Source organism: Pseudomonas sp. SYWMCR5 (genome assembly GCF_057197165.1).
The window spans coordinates 540,411-557,119 of the sequence record NZ_JBXUNH010000002.1 but is presented as its reverse complement, the minus strand read 5'-3'; the positions used below and the strand labels follow the sequence as shown (position 1 = coordinate 557,119).

The 16,709-nt window shown below is 63.4% G+C and carries 12 protein-coding genes and 1 riboswitch; of the genes, 3 read left to right on the top strand and 9 right to left on the bottom strand.

What is annotated here, in order from left to right; translation table 11 throughout:
• Nucleotides 1–30 precede the first annotated feature (30 nt).
• Nucleotides 31–1,092 (bottom strand): 3-deoxy-7-phosphoheptulonate synthase, encoded by a 1,062-nt coding sequence (locus tag AC2CGW_RS08445; RefSeq protein WP_484573855.1) that lies wholly within the window; start codon nucleotides 1,090–1,092, stop codon nucleotides 31–33.
• 688 nt (nucleotides 1,093–1,780) lie between these two features.
• Between AC2CGW_RS08445 and AC2CGW_RS08440 the strand changes: the two genes are divergently transcribed.
• Nucleotides 1,781–4,441, top strand: coding sequence for a hypothetical protein (locus AC2CGW_RS08440; protein ID WP_484573854.1), 2,661 nt, complete (start codon nucleotides 1,781–1,783; stop codon nucleotides 4,439–4,441).
• 73 nt (nucleotides 4,442–4,514) lie between these two features.
• On the opposite strand, the gene AC2CGW_RS08435 is transcribed toward AC2CGW_RS08440, so the two are convergent.
• From AC2CGW_RS08435 to AC2CGW_RS08425, 3 genes are all read right to left on the bottom strand, one after another.
• Nucleotides 4,515–5,666, bottom strand: coding sequence for an acyl-CoA dehydrogenase family protein (locus tag AC2CGW_RS08435; RefSeq protein WP_186719310.1), 1,152 nt, complete (start codon nucleotides 5,664–5,666; stop codon nucleotides 4,515–4,517).
• A 17-nt stretch (nucleotides 5,667–5,683) separates the two neighbouring features.
• Nucleotides 5,684–6,754: an enoyl-CoA hydratase/isomerase family protein gene (locus AC2CGW_RS08430; protein WP_186711907.1), complete on the bottom strand. Its 1,071-nt coding sequence runs from the start codon at nucleotides 6,752–6,754 to the stop codon at nucleotides 5,684–5,686.
• 233 nt (nucleotides 6,755–6,987) lie between these two features.
• Nucleotides 6,988–8,373 (bottom strand): aldehyde dehydrogenase family protein, encoded by a 1,386-nt coding sequence (locus AC2CGW_RS08425; protein WP_186664860.1) that lies wholly within the window; start codon nucleotides 8,371–8,373, stop codon nucleotides 6,988–6,990.
• Between the two features lie 118 nt (nucleotides 8,374–8,491).
• On the opposite strand from AC2CGW_RS08425, the gene ptrR reads away from it, so the two are divergent.
• Entirely contained in the window at nucleotides 8,492–9,355 is an 864-nt protein-coding gene (ptrR, locus tag AC2CGW_RS08420) for a putrescine utilization regulator PtrR (protein ID WP_153773677.1), read from the top strand.
• 230 nt (nucleotides 9,356–9,585) lie between these two features.
• Entirely contained in the window at nucleotides 9,586–10,107 is a 522-nt protein-coding gene (locus AC2CGW_RS08415; protein WP_054890639.1) for an acyloxyacyl hydrolase, read from the top strand.
• A 122-nt stretch (nucleotides 10,108–10,229) separates the two neighbouring features.
• Here the strand turns inward: AC2CGW_RS08415 and AC2CGW_RS08410 are convergent, their stop codons facing one another.
• From AC2CGW_RS08410 to AC2CGW_RS08390, 5 genes are all read right to left on the bottom strand, one after another.
• Nucleotides 10,230–11,252 carry a FecCD family ABC transporter permease gene (locus AC2CGW_RS08410; RefSeq protein WP_484573853.1) on the bottom strand — a complete coding sequence of 341 codons (1,023 nt, stop codon included), beginning with the start codon at nucleotides 11,250–11,252 and terminating at the stop codon, nucleotides 10,230–10,232.
• Nucleotides 11,252–12,220, bottom strand: coding sequence for an ABC transporter substrate-binding protein (locus tag AC2CGW_RS08405; RefSeq protein WP_484573852.1), 969 nt, complete (start codon nucleotides 12,218–12,220; stop codon nucleotides 11,252–11,254). The genes AC2CGW_RS08410 and AC2CGW_RS08405 overlap by 1 nt, the downstream gene beginning before the upstream one ends.
• A complete protein-coding gene (locus AC2CGW_RS08400; protein ID WP_484573851.1) occupies nucleotides 12,217–12,993 on the bottom strand; it encodes an ABC transporter ATP-binding protein in 777 nt (258 codons plus the stop codon). Before AC2CGW_RS08400 ends, AC2CGW_RS08405 begins: the two co-directional genes overlap by 4 nt.
• 112 nt (nucleotides 12,994–13,105) lie before the next feature.
• Nucleotides 13,106–13,311, bottom strand: a riboswitch (cobalamin riboswitch).
• Between the two features lie 82 nt (nucleotides 13,312–13,393).
• The gene (gene paaZ, locus AC2CGW_RS08395; protein ID WP_484573850.1) at nucleotides 13,394–15,445 is read right to left on the bottom strand and encodes a phenylacetic acid degradation bifunctional protein PaaZ; all 2,052 of its coding nucleotides are present in this window, start codon (nucleotides 15,443–15,445) and stop codon (nucleotides 13,394–13,396) included.
• Nucleotides 15,446–15,469: 24 nt separating this feature from the next.
• Nucleotides 15,470–16,702, bottom strand: a complete 1,233-nt coding sequence (locus tag AC2CGW_RS08390) for an OprD family porin (RefSeq protein WP_484573849.1) — start codon at nucleotides 16,700–16,702, stop codon at nucleotides 15,470–15,472.
• Nucleotides 16,703–16,709 lie beyond the last annotated feature (7 nt).

Sequence of the window (16,709 nt, the reverse complement as noted above, 5' to 3'; positions counted from 1 at the left end):
AAATGTCTCGCAAGGCTTGCCGTGAGCCTCCTACAACTTATCTGCCGCCCGGCGCAGCAAGGTGTCGGTCGAATCCCAGCCCAGGCAGCCATCGGTGATCGACACGCCGTATTTCAATGTGCCCTTGCCCAGCGCCTGGCAGCCGTCGAACAGGTGCCCCTCGAGCATTACGCCGACGATCGAGGTGTCACCGGCCAGGCGTTGGCTCAGCACATCCTCGAATACCGCGGGTTGGCGCGCCGGGTCCTTGCCGCTGTTGGCGTGGCTGCAATCGACCATGATCCGCGCCGCAAGCCCGGCCTTGGCCAGCCCCTGGCGGGCCAGGGCGATGCTGTCGGCATCGTAGTTCGGGCCCTTGTGGCCGCCGCGCAGCACCAGGTGGGTATCCGGGTTGCCGAAGGTCTCGATGATCGCCGGGTAGCCTTGCGCATCCATGCCGAAGTGGCGGTGCGGTGCTGCGGCGCTGCGCATGGCATCGGTGGCGATGGCGACGCCGCCGTCGGTGCCGTTCTTGAAGCCGACGGGCAGCTCCAGGCCGCTGACCATCTCGCGGTGAATCTGCGATTCGGTGGTGCGTGCACCGATGGCCGCCCAGCTCAGCAGGTCATCGAAGTAGCCCGCAGCCATCGGCTGGAGCAGTTCGGTGGCGATCGGCAGGCCGCGCTCGAGCATGCCCAGCATCAAGCCCCGGGACAGGGCGATACCGGCGTGCATGTCGTCGCTGCCGTCCAGGTGCGGGTCGTACGCCAGGCCTTTCCAGCCTACGGTGGTGCGCGGCTTTTCCACGTAGGCACGCATCACCAGCAGCAGCTTGTCATCGACTTCACGGCTCAGGGCCGCCAGGCGGTCGGCGTATTCAAGGGCCGAGCGTGGGTCGTGGATCGAGCATGGGCCGACGATCACCAGCAGGCGTGGGTCGCGGCCTTCGAGAATGGCGCGCACGGCCTGGCGATGGGCGTGGACTTGCTGGGCGAGTTCACTGGAAAGCGGCATCTGCTGCTTGAGCAGGTGAGGGCTGGGCAGGCGCTGGCTGACGGAGGTGTTGGCAGCGGCAGGTTGGGTCAGGGGCAGAGCGAGATTCGAAGCTTGCATGGCGTTGTTTCCCTGGGCGGACGGCGGGTGCTTCCCGCGCTGTCGGCCCTATCGAGGTGTTCGACAGGTATTCGGATGATTGCTGTGTGCAGCGTCGCCACCAGTGATGGACCGTACGGAGGCGGCAGGCTGGCCCGAACGGGATTGGCTAAATCGCCAGGCGTAGGTGTCTGCGTAGGGGTAGCTGGTGTAGTTCATGAATCTGTCCTCGGAACGAATGGATGTTTTTCAGGGCCTGGAAACGCAAAACCCCCGGTCGGGGAGCCGACCGGGGGTTTGAGTATTCTCATGTTCGGCGGCCCCTCGAAGGTGGGCGCCGTGTGGGTATCGGCGCCTAGTGGCTAAACCAATACCCAAAATAGGAGCAGGCGACGTTACGACCGGCAACGGCCAGCACAGGGCGCGCGGTGCGACCGGTGGTGTTGGCGTGATTGCAGGTGTGTTTCGACATGTTGCTCTCCACTGAATGGGGTCGAGCTTACTGCACCAGGTACAGGTATTCAATAAAGAAATTCAATCAGCTCGATATCCGCCGGTGTGCAGAGAGAGGCAAGCGTGCTCTGCAGACGACTGGGTAGATAGCCAGAAACGCCTGCGCCACCTGATAAATATGCCAGTTGTGGCGCTTAGGACCTTCAAACTAGTCTTGAAATGCCATTCCGGCCGATCGCTAGAAAGGGAATTTACAATGAACTCATTTTCGCAAGGCACAGGGCTTGATCTGAAAAATGCAGTGATTGACGACTCTGACGGAACAGAACTCACCAAGGCGAATATGGCCGCTTTCGAAAAGCACATGGCCAGCACGTCCGCAAAGCCACCAACCGGGTTATCGTGGCCGTATGTCAACGGCGCCGTCGAGCATTTACCCAATGCGAACTTCGGTATCAGTGATGAACTGATCGATGAGGATCCCAAAGGCGTTATCGTGACAATCAAAGCCTGGGCAGGTATCCAAGAGCGGGATACGCTGCTGCTCTACTGGGACGACTTTTTGGTCGCGAGCCTGCGCATCGATCATGAAAGGCTCAAGAAAACCGAGTTTTCCTTGATTGTTGCTGATGATTACATACCGAGAGGTTTAAAGGTCCTGCGCTATGAGGTGCTATCGAAGGACTGCCGGACACGATCGTTGACGGTGACCACCCTGGTCCGTTTCGGACAGCCGGGCGTCGAAGGTGAAAAAGGCAAGGGGCAGGAACTGGCGGCACCTATCGTCAGCCTGCCTGCATCTGGCGAGATCGGCATGGCGGATGCCGAAGGCAAGATCAAAGTCACTATTCCGCGATACCTGAGTGCCCATGCAGGCGACCGAATCCATCTCTTCTGGGGGCATGATCATTCTGTCGAGCATTTCGTTTCTGCGGACGAAGCCCGTGGCAAGGCCATCGTCATCGAAGTGGATGCAAGTGTCATCAAGCAGGCAGGCGATAGCGACGCCTTGCCGGTTTATTACTATGTATGCGATGAGGTTGGCAATGAGTCGGAATGGTCTGTCAACGCGTGGGCCAAGGTCAATCTGACAGGCTTGGAACTGGCCGCTCCGGTTGTGCTTGATAGCGATGGCGCCGTGATTGAAACGGGGGTGATTGATCCTTTCATATTCGGGAAGGATGCAACGCACCTGGAAGTCAGAGTGTCGGGGGCGTTCCAGAGTGGTGACAGTATCACCCTGCACTGGAATGGCACCACCGAAGCCGGGCAGGCTATTCCGGCGACCTATGGGCCAGAAGTCATCACCCGCGCAACGAAAGAGCACATGTTCAAGGTGCCTTTCGAGGTCTTGGTTGCACTGGCTGGAGGTGGCGCTGACTTGAGCTATACCCTGACCCGGAACGGCTTACGGGCAGTTTCCAAGGTGGCCTTCTTCGATATAGCAGGTGAGGGCGCCGGGCTAGTGGCTCCACTGTTGGATCCGGCGGACGGCTTCTGGGTCGATGCAAACCACCGAGAGGTTCACGTATTGATCCCGGTACAGGCAATGCTTGAAGAAAGAGACCAGGTCACCGTGAATTGGATGGGCACCCCGTGTTCCGGCGATGAGCATCTCAACTTGAACAGCAGGATGTTCCGCGTTTCCTCGCAACGGGTAGGCAAACAAATCCCGATTCGGCTCTCCGGCCCGGATTTTCTCAAGCCACTCGATGGTGGGTGGGTTGATATCTCATACACGGTAGTACGAGGGGGGAAAACGTTCCATTCGGAGGTTGTCAGATACTACATCGGTGACCCTGCCGTGACGCTGCCGGCCCCCTTCCCCGGGCGTGAACTACCCGATGGTATCCTCGATCCGAAATTGCCCGAGTACGCATTCGGTATGCAGATTGATATTCCGCAAGAAGGGGTGGACCCAACGCCATGCACAGTGGCGGTTGTTTGGGAAACCAGCGAGGGCGGATACTACGAGGATGAAGAAGACGTGGAGTCTGGTGGTGAAGTCTCGCCCTTCCTGATTCCCGAACACCTACTGGCGATAGAGAGCGACGAACCCGTTACGGTATGGGTTACTTATTATGTTGATCGGGCGTCAAAGCCGACCCACGCCTCCGAAACGCTCACCTTTAGGATCGCCACAGAGCAGATGTTGGCTAAGACGTTTGCCCTGCTTAACGTGCCTGCCGCCCAGAATGGCAAGCTTGACCTTGGGCAGATTGGACTAAGTGGATTAGTAGTCGAAGTTCCCCAGTATGCAGGTATGGCTGTGGGCGACCGAATTCGTATCAAATTTAGCGGGGCAAGCGTCACAGTGCATACGGTGGAGGTAATTGGCAAACAAAGTGTCAATATTCCGATGAGCGCTTGGCGGGGAGTGAGTAATTCGAAAAGCGTGGTGATGACGTATGAAGTCGAGCGAAATCCATCTGGAAGCAGATTGGAATCACGTTCGGTGACAGTGGATTTGCTTGGGGTATTGGTATCTGCAACCTTCGAGGATTTTGAATCCTGCAAGCCTCAGAACATTCTGGAAGATTTTGTATTGCCTGCCTTGACCGTCCAGCGATTTCATGGGGTTGTGTCTCTGATGAGTGGCGTGACTAGTGCCAGTTACTTGCCGATTAAAAATAATTGCTTGGTTTTGAGCGCGGGTACGGTAAAGATTTTACTTCGTAGTGGGGCGTCAGCAGTAAGTTTTGATACTAGCGGGAGTCATGGTATGGTTCATGAGGTTTGTTTTTATAGTGCCGAAAATAAGTTGATCAAAAATGTGAAGGTGACTGTGGGATCTACTTCCTACGCTACTAAGGTCACCTTCGCTTCGCTGGATGTGCCTATTAAATATTTCACCATGAAGAGGCCAGACACGTGTGGTACGGTCTTAATTGATAACGTTGACTATGAATTAGCGTGATCATGCTGTTGGTCGATTCAGTATAACCAAGCCGAATGCTGCCATAGGTTGCCTGCGGCAGCATTCGTAACCCTCAAAGCATATAATGCCTCAACTCGCGCGCAATCAGCATCCGCTGAATCTCGCTTGAGCCCTCGTAGATCTGGGTAATGCGCGCATCGCGGTAGTACTTCTCCACCGGATAGTCCTCAAGATAGCCATAGCCGCCATGCACCTGGATGGCCATGGAGCACACCCGCTCGGCCATTTCCGAGGCGAACAGCTTGGCCTGCGAGGCTTCCGACAGGCACGGCTTGCCGGCCGTGCGCAGGCGTGCGGCGTGGAGGATCAGCAGGCGTGCGGCATTGACCTGCACCTGCATGTCGGCCAGCAGGTTGGCGATGCTCTGGTGCTCGTTGATCGGTTTGCCGAACTGGATGCGCTCGCGCGAATAGGTCAGCGCTGCTTCGAAGGCTGCGCGGGCGATGCCCAGTGCCTGGGCGGCGATGCCGATGCGCCCGCCTTCGAGGTTGGACAGGGCGATGGCCAGGCCCTTGCCGCGCTCGCCCAGCAGATTGGCGGCGGGGATGCGGCAGTCGTCGAGGGTGACCGCACAGGTGTCCGAGGCGCGGATGCCCATCTTGTGTTCGCTGCGATCGACCTTGAACCCTGGGTTGTCGGTCTCTACCAGAAACGCCGACAGGCCCTTCTTGCCCAGCTCCGGGTCGGTGACGGCAAAGACGATGGCCAGCCCTGCGCGGCGGGCGTTGCTGACGAACTGCTTGGCGCCATTGATCACCCAGTGGCCATCGACCAGCTCGGCGCGGGTACGCAGGTTGTGGGCTTCGGAGCCAGCCTGGGGCTCGGTCAGGCAGAAGCAGCCAATCACTTCGCCACTGGCCAGGCGCGGCAGCCATTGCTGCTGTTGCTCAGCGCTGCCATAGGCCAGCAGCGGGCCGCAGCCGACCGAGTTGTGGATGCTCATCATCGCACCGGTCGCGCCGTCGCCAGCCGAGATCTCTTCTACCGCCAGGGCATAGGCGACGTAGTCGGTGTAGCTGCCACCGAAGGTGTCGGGGACGACCATGCCCAGCAGGCCCAGCTCACCCATGGCGCGGACGACGTCATCGTCGATCCAGCCAGCCCTCTCCCAGGCCTGGGCATGCGGCGCGATCTCGCCACGGGCAAAGTCCCGGGCCATGTCGCGGATCATGATCTGTTCTTCGCTCAGTTCCAGGTCTTGCATGCTGTGTACTCCCGGGCTCACAGGCCTTCGAAGAATTGATCGACCCGCTTGCGCGACAGCGCGGCGAGTGTCGGCGGGTTCCAGCGTGGCTGCTTGTCCTTGTCGACGATCAGCGCACGCACGCCCTCAATGATGTCGCCATGGGCGAACCACTGGCGGTCCAGGTGCAGCTCCATGTCGAAGCAGTCTTTCAGGCCCAGCTGGCGGCCGCGGCGCAACATTTCCAGGGTAACCGCCATCGCCAGCGGCGAGCGGGTTTCCAGCTGATCGGCGGTGGCCAGTGCCCAGGGGCGGCTGTCGCCGATGCTCACGGCGCGCAGTTGCTCGATGATGCTGGTCATGTCGGGCAGGGCGAAGAAGTGATCGATGGCCGGGCGCAGCTTGGCCAGCGGCGCGTCGTCCAGCGTCTGGGAGCCAAGTTTGGCGAGCAGACCTTGCAGATCCTTGAGTGGCTGGTCGCCGAAGTTCAGATGATCCAGGCCTTCGTCCAACGCGGTCAGTTTTGCGCTGTCCACGTACCAGTCCGCCAGCCCACAGTACAGGGCATCGGCGGCCTGGATCTGCGCGCCGCTGACACCCAGGTAGATGCCCAGCTCGCCGGGGATGCGCGACAGGAAGTAGCTACCACCCACATCGGGGAAGTAGCCGATACCGACCTCGGGCATCCCCAGGCGGCTGCGTTCGGTGACGATGCGCAGGTCCGCGCCCTGGGCCAGGCCCATGCCGCCGCCGAGGGTGAAGCCGTCCATCAGCACGAGGATCGGTTTGCGGTAATGATGGATGCACAGGTCGAGGGCGTATTCCTCGACGAAAAAGCGCTCATGCAGGTCGCTGCCGGCCTTGAAGCTGTCATGCAGCGAACGGATGTCGCCCCCTGCGCAGAAGCCCTTGGGGCCTTCGCCGCGCAGGACCACGGCCTTGACTTGTGGGTCTTGCGCCCAGGCGTCGAGGTGGCGCTGCAGGCTGCGCACCATGTCGAGGGTCAAGGCGTTGAGGCCGGCGGGACGGTTGAGGGTCAGGTGGCCGATGTGGTTGCGGGTGTCGGCCAGAACATGATCCGTGGCCGTTGGTTGAGCGTGCGCGGTCATCGCGGTCTCCCTGCTTTGTTATTGATTTTCCACGTTAAGTCTGGAAATACGCTGGAGGATCAACGGATCCTGCCATGCGTATTTGCCTGACACAATTGGTAAATCTGCAGGGGTGGGGTGCATTTTTGTTGCAGATGATCAGGCATCTGCGGTGTGGGTGCTGGCCTTTTCGCGGGCAAGCCCGCTCCTACAGGGAGCGGGCTTGCCCGCGAAAAGAGCGACGCGCACTCGTCTCAGTTACGATCCAGCCACACCGTCTGCACGTTGCAGAATTCGCGCACACCAAAGTGCGACAGCTCACGCCCGAAACCGCTCTTCTTCACGCCACCGAACGCTACGCGGGGGTCGGAGGCGCAGTAGCCGTTGATGAACACTCCGCCGGTGTCCAGTGCCGAGGTCATGCGCTCGGCCCGTGCCAGGTCAGCGGTGTAGATCGTCGCCGCCAGGCCGAATTCGCTGTCGTTGGCCAGTTCTACCGCGTGCTCGGCGTCACGGGCGCTGATGATCGCCGCCACCGGACCGAACAGCTCCTGCTTGAAGGCGGTCATGTCGGGGGTGACGTTGGCGAACACGGTCGGCTCGTAGAAGTTGGCGCTGCCTTCGACCTTCTTGCCGCCCAGCAGCAGCGTGGCGCCTTCGGCGAGAGTCGCCTGGACCTGGCCATCGAGTTCGTCGCGCAGGTCGAAGCGGGCCATCGGGCCGAGGTAGGTGTCATCCTGCAGTGGGTTGCCGATTTTCAGGGCGCGGGTCGCTTCCACGAACTTCTGCGTGAAGGCCTCGACGATGCTGTCTTCCACGATGAAACGCTTGGCCGCGGCGCAGACCTGGCCGGTGTTCTGGTAGCGGCCGATCACTGCAGCTTTGACGGCGGCATCGAGGTCGGCATCAGCCAGCACGATGAACGGATCGGAACCGCCCAGTTCGAGCACGCACTTCTTCAGCGCAGCGCCCGCTTGAGCGCCGATGGCCATGCCTGCACGTACGCTGCCGGTGAGGGTAATGGCGGCGATGCGCGGGTCATTGATCGCGCGGGTGACGCCATCCGGGGTGACATTGACCACCTCGAACACGCCTTGCGGCAAGCCAGCCTGCTTGAACAGCTCGGCCAGCAGGTAGGCGCTGCCCATCACGTTCGGTGCGTGCTTGAGTACGTAGGTGTTGCCAGCCAGCAGGGCGGGGACGGCACCACGCAGCACTTGCCAGATCGGGAAGTTCCACGGCATCACCGCGAGGATCGGGCCGAGCGGGCGGTATTCGATGCGCGCTTTCTCGATCTGGGTGGCCTCGGGGGCGAGCATGGCCGGGCCGTGTTCGGCGTACCACTGGCACAGGCCGATGCACTTGGTCACTTCGCCGCGAGCCTGGGTGATCGGCTTGCCGATCTCGCGGGTGATCATCACCGCGAAGGCTTCATGGTTGGCCTGCAGGGTATTGGCCAGGGCGATCAGGTATTCGCTGCGCTGACCCAGCGACACCTGGCGCCACTGGGCGTAGCCGACCTTGGCGCGTTGCAGGGCAGCGTCCAGTGCGGCATCGGTGTCGTAGGGGTAGGCGCCAATCTGTTCGCCGCTGTACGGGTCGACGGAAATGGCATGGGTCAGGCTGCTGATCTCGCTCATGGCGGGTCCTCTTGTTGTCTTGGCGGTGTCGTATTCGACTGAAGGCCAGACTAGAGGCGTGCAGCTTTAATGAAAACTGAATAATAATGAGCGAAACATTCACGAATGGAGAATGGCTGTGGACCTGGTGCAACTGGAAATGTTCAAGGCGGTGGCCGAGCACGGCAGCATCAGCGCTGCCGCCCAACACATCCATCGGGTGCCGTCGAACCTGACCACCCGTATCAAGCAGCTCGAAGAAGACCTGGGGGTGGAGCTGTTCATCCGCGAAAAGAGCCGCCTGCGCCTGTCTCCTGCGGGCTGGAACTTCCTTGAATACACCCGGCGCATCCTTGAGCTGGTGCAGGAGGCACGCTCGACCGTGGCCGGCGAAGACCCGCAAGGCACCTTTGCCCTCGGCTCGCTGGAGAGTACTGCGGCGGTACGCATTCCGGCAGTGCTGGCAGCCTATAACCAGCGTTATCCGAAGGTCGACCTGGATCTTTCCACCGGCCCTTCGGGGACCATGCTCGAAGGGGTGCTGTCGGGGCGGCTGGTGGCAGCCTTCGTCGATGGCCCGGTGCTGCACCCGACACTGGAAGGCATGCCGGTGTTCGAGGAGGAGATGATGGTCATCGCCCCCTTGAACCACGCTCCGGTCAGCCGCGCCCAGGACGTCAACGGCGAAAGCATCTATGCCTTTCGCGCCAACTGCTCGTACCGGCATCACTTCGAGAGCTGGTTCGTCAAGGACAAGGCCGTCCCGGGCAAGATCCACGAGATGGAGTCGTACCACGGCATGCTCGCCTGTGTCAGCGCCGGTGCAGGCCTGGCCCTGATGCCGCGCAGCATGCTCGACAGCATGCCCGGCGCCAGTACCGTCAGCGCCTGGCCGTTGTCCGAGGATTTTCGTTACCTCAAGACCTGGCTGGTGTGGCGTCGCGGTACGGTGTCACGCAGCCTGAGCATGTTCATCCGCCTGCTGGAGGAGCAGGCCGGCTGAAGGGTTCAAGGCGAAAAAACCGATACCTTGCTAACTTTTTTCCTATTCGATAGTGGCAAATGACTTTCATCTTTTATCGCGGCTGACGATAATCAGAAAAGTATTACTACTTGTGACCCCAGGTGGGATGGCCTGGGGCGCAAGCGAAGAACGAGAGGCCAAGCCTCCACTTGCTGCAGGCACGCCCCACCAGGGCACCTGCCCGTGAAGACCTTCTGGAGTAGTCATTGATGAAAACCCGTCTTGCCACCTCGCTGGCCGCCGCCGTGCTGGCCCTTGCCGGCGCCAACCTGGCCCAGGCCGCGCAAATCTCTGGCGCCGTGGGCGCCACCAGTCAGGGCGACATGACCTATCGCATCGGCCTGTCGTTCGACTGGGACAAGAAGTGGCTGCAGAGCAGCACCGGTCACCTGACCGGTTACTGGGATGGCGCCTACACCTACTGGGAGGGCGGTGACTACAGCGGCGCCCACTCCCTGTCGTTCAGCCCGGTGTTTGTCTATGAGTTCGGCGATTCGGGCTACGTCCCGTTCATCGAGGCCGGTATCGGCCTGGCCGCCTTCTCCAAGACCGACGTCGGTGATCAGAAGCTGGGCTCGTCGGTCAACTTCGAAGACCGCATCGGTTTCGGCCTGAAGCTGCCGGGTCAACAGAAGATCGGCATCCGCGCCACGCATTATTCCAACGCCGGCATCAAGCAGCCGAACGACGGCATCGAGTCGTACGCGCTGTTCTACAGCGCCGGCTTCTAGGCGCTGCCTGTGCACCGTCGGTATCGGGCCGACGGTGCATCACTGGCGGGCGATCAGTACCTGCCTTGCCACCCGATGTTCGAGCAGTTGCTCATCCACCCGTCGATCCACGTCCGTGCATGTCAGGCCTTGCGCCTCAGCAAGAGGATGAAGAACAGGCCGCCGATGGCCGCCGTAGCGATGCCGATTGGCAGATCCTGCGGGGTGATCAGGGTGCGTGCGCCGACATCGACCCAGATCATGAACAGCGCCCCGAGCAAGGCGCAGGCCGGTAGCAGGCGGCGATGCTCGGCGCCCACCAGGCGACGAGCCACGTGGGGCAGCATCAGACCGACGAAACCGATGGCGCCCGACAGCGACACCAGCACACCGGTCAGCAACGCCGTACCGACGAACACCTTGGCCCGCACGCGCCGGGTGTCGAAGCCCAGGCTCACAGCGGTCTGCTCGCCACTCATCAGCGCGTTCAGCGCCCGCGCCAGGCTCATCAACAGTACGAAGCCCGCCAGCACGCAAACGGCCGGCAGCCACAACAGCGACCACTGCGCCAGGCCCAGCCCGCCGAGCATCCAGAACATCACCGAGGCGGCGGCATGCGGGTCGCCGGTGTAGAGCAGCAGGTTGGCGGCGGCCATTACCACGAACGACACCGCCACCCCGGCCAGCAGCAGGCGATCGCTCTCCAGGCGCCCACCGCGGCTGGCCACGCCGAGCACCAGCAACATACTGCCCAACGCGCCGATGAACGCGGCCAGGGGCAGGCTGAAGGCCCCGGCGAACGGGCCGAGAAACAGCACCACCAGCACTGCGCCGAACACCGCCCCGGAGCTGACCCCCAGCAGGTGCGGATCGGCCAGGGGATTGCGGGTCACCGCCTGCAGGGCGCCGCCGACCATTGCCAACCCTGCGCCGACCAGCGCCCCCAGCAACACGCGCGGTGCGCGGATCTGCCAGACGATCTGCGCCTGGCCGCGGCTCCAGTCGCCGCTTGCCCCCAGCCCCACCTGCTGCAGGACAATGCCGACCACTTTGCCCAATGCGACCTGCGCCGAGCCGAACCCCAGCGACAGCAGGCACGACAGCAGCAAGGCCAGCAGCAGCGAAACGATCAGCAGGCGATAGCCCGCAGGGCTGCGAATCGGCATCAGCGGCGGGCCTCGGCGAAGCGCTGCGGATGCAGGGCCGTGGCCAGGGTCTCGATGGCCTGGGCGTTCTCCACCGACGGTGTCACCTCCAGGTACGACAGCACCACGAAGCGCTGCTTGCGGATCGCCTCGACACTGCCCAGCGCCGGGTGGTGCAGGAGGAAGTCGCGTTTGTGCTGCCAACTGGTGGGCCCGTAGTCGACGATCACGATCACCTGCGGATCGCGTTCCACCACGCTCTCCCAGTTCACCTGGGTCCAGCTGGCGGCCACATCGCTCATGACGTTATCACCTCCTGCCGTGCTGATCAGCGCCTGCGGCATCCCCAGGCGCCCGGAAGTGGTGGGGCGGTCTTCACCGCTGTCATAGAGGAATACGCGCGGCCGTTGCTTGATCTCGGCCATCTGCGCCGCAACGCGCTCGACGCGTTGGCGGAACTGGCCAACCAGCGCAGTGGCGCGCTCGCGCACATCGAAGATCCGGCCAAGGTTGTCCAGGTCGCGGTAGAGGTCTTCGAGGCTGGCCTGGCGCTGGGGCATGATCCAGGAGCACGACTCGCTCAGTTCATACACCGGGATGTCGAAGGGCGCGAGGGTCTGTGGGGTGACCGGCCCGCCGATGCGCATGCCGTAGCTCCAGCCGGCGAGGAAGAAGTCGGCGTTGGCATCGAGCAGGTTTTCCACCGACACGTAGCGCGGCGCCAGCTCTGGCAGCCCGTCAAGTGCTTCGCGCAGGCTTGGGTCGAGGGTTTTCCAGCCGCTGATGCCGCTGTAGCCGGCCATGTGGTCGCGCAGCCCGAGGGCCAGGAGCATGCCGGTGAGATTGATGTCATGGCTGACGGCATGCTGCGGCGCATGGGTGAAGGTGACGTCGCGCTCGCAACTGCGCACGGTCAGTGGATAGTTGTCGGCCTCGGCGGCCAGGGGCAGGGCGGCCAGCAGGGCCAGGCTGGTGAGCAGCGATTTCATGCAGGGCTGATCCAGGTAATGCGTGGATGGGAGGCCAGCGGGTGGCGGTCGACCAGGGCCTGTACGCCGAACACCTCGGCCAGGCATTGCTCGGTGAGCACGTGTTCTGGCGTGCCGTGGGCGACGATGCGCCCGGCATCGATCACGTACAGCCGATCGCAGAAGGCGGCGGCCAGGTTCAGATCGTGGAAGCTGGCCAGCAGGCTCAGGCCGGTGCTGCGCAGTTGCTGCAACAGGGCCAGCTGGAAGCGTGGGTCGAGGTGGTTGGTCGGCTCGTCGAGGATCAGCAGCCGAGGTTGCTGGACCAGTGCCCGCGCCAGCAGCACGCGCTGCTTTTCGCCGCCCGACAGGCAGACGAAGGCGTCGAGGGCGCGCGGCAGCAGGTCGAGCCTGGCGAGGGTGTCGTCGATCAGGCTCGGCTCGCCGTCGCCCTCGAACCAGCCCAGATGCGGGGTGCGGCCCATGGCAACGACGTCACGCACGTTCAGGCCGAAGTCTTCGGGGAACTCCTGCAGCATCACCGCGATGCGCTGGGCGACCCAGCGTGGGTTGCGCTGCCAGATATCCTCGCCATCGAGGTGCACCTGACCGGCGCTGGGGCGATTGAAGCGGTAGGCGCAGCGCAGCAGGCTGGTCTTGCCACTGCCGTTGGGGCCGATCAGACCGACGAATTCACCGGCGCCGATCTGCAGGTCGATACCCTCCAGCAGCGGCTGCCCACCGCTGTGCGGCGACCAGTGCAGGCCTTGGATGTGCAGGGTAGGGCATGACATGGATGAACCAACCGTCGCAGGGTGAGTGATACCCGAACGGTGGAGGTGCGCGCAGCTGTCGCGGGCGCGCGGCCGCCGCGAGAACCGGCCTGCGCCCGCCCACCGCGGGAGTTGCCAACTGCTGTGACAGGCCGGTCTCCGGGCTTGCGAGGGGCATGAGGCATTCACCTTCCCATGCCGTTGGCACAGTGGTGTATCGAATGCATCGCTCGCTTACCGTTGCGGGGGCAGCGCCGGACTGCTCGCAGGAGCGAGGCACCGGCTTCCCGTTTAATCCCCGGCTCGGCGGCAGGGGACACCTGAAACAAGGGGCGCATCTGAGCATTTATGGGGTGGGGAGTCAACCGTCCCTGTCGCGGGGCACACCCGCGCCAGGGCCGACACGTCAGGCCGGCAATGATCAGCCGCGCTTGAGCACCAGCGTCAGGATGTCGTAACTGGCCACCAGTTCACCGAGCTGGTTGGTCACCTCCACATCCCAGGCCACCACCCCTTGCGGCTGCCCCAACGGGCTGGTCTTGCCCTGGTCGATCTTGCGCTTGCAGGTCAGGCGCGCCTGGATCGTGTCACCGATGCCCACCGGGTTGATGAAGCGCAGGGTGTCCAGCCCGTAGTTGGCCAGCACCGGCCCTTCACCCGGCGACACGAATAGTCCGGCCGCCGCTGACAGCACGAAGTAGCCATGGGCGATGCGCTTGCCGAACTGCGACTGCTTGGCGGCGATCTCGTCGAAATGCATGTAGAAGTGGTCGCCCGACAGGCAGCCGAAGTTCACCAGGTCCGCCTCGGTGACGGTACGTCGGTGGGTCAGCAGCGACTCGCCGATGCGCAGTTCATCGAAGTAGCGACGGAACGGGTGCACCTCGGTCTCGATCACTTCAGCGCCACGCACGTGCTCGCCAGTGATTGCCGCCAGCATGCTCGGCGAACCCTGGATCGCGGCACGCTGCAGGTAGTGCTTGACCGCCCGCAGGCCGCCGAGCTCTTCGCCGCCCCCCGCACGCCCGGGGCCGCCGTGCTTGAGCTGTGGCAGCGGCGAGCCGTGCCCGGTGGACTCCGGCGCAGCCTCGCGGTCGAGCACCAGCAGACGGCCGTGCCAGGCGGCGGCCGCGGGAATGGCCTTGGCGGCGATGGCGCGGTCGCGGGTCACCAGGGTCGCCACCAGGCTGCCCTTGCCTCGTGCGGCCAGGGCCAGGGCTTCGTCCAGGTCGTCGTAGGCCATCAGGGTGCTGACCGGGCCGAACGCCTCGATATCGTGGGCGCCGCCCTCGGCATGCGGGTCGCGTGCGTGCAGCAGGGTCGGGGCGAAGAACGCACCTTCGGCCACGCCTTCGCCCACCGGCGAAAAACCGTCGCTGGCGCCGAACAGTTGGTCGCAGCTTTGCAGCAGGCTGCGCACGCGCTCGCCGACATCACGCTGCTGGTCGTGGGAGGCCAGCGCGCCCATGCGTACGCCTTCGACCGCCGGATCGCCCACCACCACCTTGGCCAGGCGTTCGCGCAGGCGGGTGGCGACGGCATCCAGGTGCCTGGCCGGCACGATGGCGCGGCGAATGGCCGTGCACTTCTGGCCGGCCTTGGTGGTCATCTCGCGCACCACCTCCTTGATGTACAGGTCGAACTCCTCGTCGTCCGGGGTTACATCCGGCCCGAGGATGGCGCAGTTCAGCGAGTCGGCTTCAGCCGTGAAGGGCACCGAGTTGCGCACCAGGTTCGGCGTCATGCGCAGCTTGGCGGCGGTGTCGGCGGAGCCGGTGAAGGTCACCAGGTCCTGGCCCTGCAGGCGCTCGAGCAAGTCGCCGGTGCTGCCGATCACCAGTTGCAGGCTGCCGGGCGGCAGCAGGCCGGATTCGTCGATCAGGCGCACCACGGCTTCGGTCAGGTAGCTGGTGGACGTCGCGGGCTTGACGATGCACGGCATGCCGGCGAGGAAGGTCGGCGCGAACTTCTCCAGCATGCCCCAGATCGGGAAGTTGAAGGCGTTGATGTGCACCGCCACGCCTGCCCGTGGCACCAGGATATGGCTGCCGGCGAAACGCCCTTGCTTGCCCAGCGGGATGGCCGGGCCTTCGTGCAGCAGGTTGCCCGAGGGCAACTCGCGGGTGCCGATGCCGGAGTAGGAAAACAGCGTGGCATTGCCGCCTTCGATGTCGATCCAGCTGTCGGCCCGGGTCGCGCCGCTGTGGTGGGAGAGGGCGTAGAGCTGTTCCTTGCGCTCGGCCAGGTACAACGCCAGGGCCTTCAGGCGTGCGGCGCGCTGTTGAAAATCCAGGGCCATGAGCCCGGCGAGGCCCTGGCGGCGGCCGAAATCCAGCGCTTCGGCGAAGTCCGGGCGTTCTTCGTGGCTGTAGGCAAGTACTTGCCCGTCGAGGGCGCTGCGCAGGGCCTGGGCGCCGTGCTGGCCGATCCAGCGGCCGGCGATGAAACTCTGAAGGGTGTGGGCGTCAGACATGCTGTTCTCCTTTGAAGGGCGCGGTTACCACAGCGCCAGGGTGTAGCCGATGATCAGGCGGTTCTCGTCCACGGCGTTGGTCAGGCCATTGCCGGAACGGAAGGTGACGTTGCGCCAGCGCAGGCTGACGTCCTTGAACGGGCCGCTCTGGATGACGTAGGTGACGTCGGTGTCGCGCTCGCGCTCGCTGCCATTGCTGAGGGTCGCGGTTTCGGCGTGGCGACCGTCGGTATAGCGGGTCATGAAGCTCAGGCCCGGAATGCCCATCGCGACGAAGTCGTAGTCGTAGCGCACCTGCCAGGAGTCGAGACCTGCGCGGGTGAAGGTGTTGTAGGTGACCAGGTTGACGGTGTAGGGGTCGCCGCCGTTGAGAAACGGAAACGCGCTGTCGCCGGACATCTGCTGCCAGGTGGCGGTGAACTTGTGGGCCTTCACGCCCAGGGTGAACATGGCGTTGAAGTTGCGGTTGTCGATGCGCCCGGCGCGTTCGGCGCCGTCGCCGCGGCTGTCGAAGTAGCGCAGGTCGCTGCGCAGGCTCAAACCCTCGCCCAGTGGCTGGGTGTGCAGCAGGCCCAGGTACTGCTGGCGGTAGATCTCGTCGAGCTTGGCGTAGTAGTAGCTGACGCTGGTCTGCGGGGTGATCGCGTAGCTGCCGCCACCGAAGTCGAAGTGGTCGCTGCTGGCCGCGCCGTAGCCAATGTCGTCGCGCCCGGAGGAGTCGCGCAGGTTGGCCTTGGTCAGGCGTCCGGCGTTGACGGTCAGCCCTTCGAGCTCCTGGCTGGTCAGCAGGCCGCCCTGGAAGGTCGATGACAGCAGGCGGGTGTCGTTGTACACCACCACGGGCAGAATCGGCTGCAGGGTGCCCAGGCGCAAGGTGCTCTTCGATACCCGCAGCTTGCCGGTCAGCCCCAGCTCGCTGTAATCGTCCACCGGCTCCAGGCTGTGCGGGCCGAAGGGCAGCAGGCCAGTGTTGCGCCGGTCGCGGCTGGAGTCGAGCTTGATCCCCAGTTGCCCCATGGCATCCACGCCCAGCCCTACCGGGCCCTCGCTGAAGCCCGATTCGAAGCGTGCGGTGAAACCCTGCGCCCACTCCTCGGCCTTGGCTTGCGGCGCATTGGACTGGCGGAAGTCGCGGTTGATGTAGTGGTTGCGCAGCTCGACGCGGGCGTGGCTGTCAGCGATGAAATCCGCCATGGCGGGCAAGGGCAGGGCGAGGGTGGCCAGCCAGGCGGCCGACTTGAGACGAGTGTGGTTCATTGTTGTT

Excerpts from the sequence above, each read along its gene's own strand:
- AC2CGW_RS08445 (WP_484573855.1), bottom strand. The coding sequence starts at position 1,092 with ATGCAAGCTTCGAATCTCGCTCTGCCCCTGACCCAACCTGCCGCTGCC.
- AC2CGW_RS08440 (WP_484573854.1), top strand. The coding sequence starts at position 1,781 with ATGAACTCATTTTCGCAAGGCACAGGGCTTGATCTGAAAAATGCAGTG.
- AC2CGW_RS08435 (WP_186719310.1), bottom strand. The coding sequence starts at position 5,666 with ATGCAAGACCTGGAACTGAGCGAAGAACAGATCATGATCCGCGACATG.
- AC2CGW_RS08430 (WP_186711907.1), bottom strand. The coding sequence starts at position 6,754 with ATGACCGCGCACGCTCAACCAACGGCCACGGATCATGTTCTGGCCGAC.
- AC2CGW_RS08425 (WP_186664860.1), bottom strand. The coding sequence starts at position 8,373 with ATGAGCGAGATCAGCAGCCTGACCCATGCCATTTCCGTCGACCCGTAC.
- AC2CGW_RS08415 (WP_054890639.1), top strand. The coding sequence starts at position 9,586 with ATGAAAACCCGTCTTGCCACCTCGCTGGCCGCCGCCGTGCTGGCCCTT.
- AC2CGW_RS08410 (WP_484573853.1), bottom strand. The coding sequence starts at position 11,252 with ATGCCGATTCGCAGCCCTGCGGGCTATCGCCTGCTGATCGTTTCGCTG.
- AC2CGW_RS08405 (WP_484573852.1), bottom strand. The coding sequence starts at position 12,220 with ATGAAATCGCTGCTCACCAGCCTGGCCCTGCTGGCCGCCCTGCCCCTG.
- AC2CGW_RS08400 (WP_484573851.1), bottom strand. The coding sequence starts at position 12,993 with ATGTCATGCCCTACCCTGCACATCCAAGGCCTGCACTGGTCGCCGCAC.
- paaZ (WP_484573850.1), bottom strand. The coding sequence starts at position 15,445 with ATGTCTGACGCCCACACCCTTCAGAGTTTCATCGCCGGCCGCTGGATC.
- AC2CGW_RS08390 (WP_484573849.1), bottom strand. The coding sequence starts at position 16,702 with ATGAACCACACTCGTCTCAAGTCGGCCGCCTGGCTGGCCACCCTCGCC.